We start from the raw sequence: 1,215 nt of genomic DNA, 5'->3' as shown, positions 1-1,215 counted from the left end.
TGGACATGGTGGGACCGGCGGCGAACGTCCTCGTACCGGAGGGAGCCAGCCACAGGGTCTTGGTCCCGTCTCCGGGGCTTCGCACCGGAATGGTCGTCACGCCCTTGCCGGTGAACGTGCCGGCGGGCAGCACGTAGTCCTGAAGCGCCAGATTGCTGGACGGGACGATGTCCTTGTAGGCGTCCTCCAGACCCGCGTTCACGGCGATGCCGTACGCCTGCGACGGCCACACATCGTCCGCGTACGCGCGCACGTCCTGGATGGTGCTGTTCGGGACGCTCTTGTCCCAGATCTTGTTGACGGTGCCGTAAGTGTTGGTGATGTTCAGGTCGTGCTGGCGGCCCCACGTGCCGGAGTGGATGGTGGACGTCACGTCCTTGTCCACGTCGAGCACGTTGTCGTGGAAGTTGAGGTAGGCGGAGCCTTCATCGGGGTGGAGTCCGTACTTGTGGCCGGCCGGAACGCCCTGGATGTAGTTGTTGCTGATCTCGGTGCCCGGCTGGCTGCCCAGCGTGTAGATGGGAGCGGAGTCGCCGAGCACCTGCATCGTGTCGAGGATCTGGTTGTACTTGATGGTGTTGTTCTTCGCCGTGGTGGTCGGGTTCCCGGGATTGATGGAGTTCGTCGAGCCGTCGAAGTTCCACCATCCCCAGCCGAGGGTGATGCCCGCCCACGGGGACTTCTCGATCCGGTTGTGCTGCACGGAAAGGGAATCGACGAAGTACGCCGACACCGGGCTGGACGCGTCGAACAGCACCGCGCTGTCGTAGAGGTAGTTGTCCGTGATCGATATGTTCTTGCAGACTCCCTCGACGTTCACCGGGTACTTCTCGTGGTTGGTCGAGGTGTAGTCCCCGATGTACACGTGCTGGGGGTGTCCCACAGTGATGGCGGACCCGGCGATGTCATTCGTGACGTTGCCGGTCAGCTGCGTGTCCGTCACGTCGTTGGCCAGGGTGATTCCGTCGGCGCCGGTGTGCTGCACCGTGCTGCGCTGCAGGACGATCCCGTCGGCGTTCTCCATCTGTATGGCAGCCGGCGGCAGGTCGACGTTGCGGTAGGTGTACGCGTGGAAGTTCTGCCTCGCGTACACGGTCGAGATGGTGTTGCCCTGCTGGCTCTGCCGGAAGACGGAGCCCGCGACGTTGACCAGGTTCCAGTCGGAGTGCTCGACCGTGAGCCCGGAGAACGTGATGTTCCGCGCGTGGTCGGTCC

The 1,215-nt window shown here is 63.8% G+C and carries 1 pseudogene; it reads right to left on the bottom strand.

The window, feature by feature from the left end:
* Positions 1 to 1,215, bottom strand: a pseudogene (locus ACIBTS_RS49390) (right-handed parallel beta-helix repeat-containing protein); the annotation flags it as partial.

This window comes from Streptomyces sp. NPDC050121 (assembly GCF_044460385.1).
In the GTDB taxonomy this organism is placed as follows: Bacteria; Actinomycetota; Actinomycetes; order Streptomycetales; family Streptomycetaceae; genus Streptomyces; species Streptomyces soliscabiei.
Note: the sequence above shows the minus strand (reverse complement) of the source record. Positions and strands in the feature narration are given on the sequence as shown.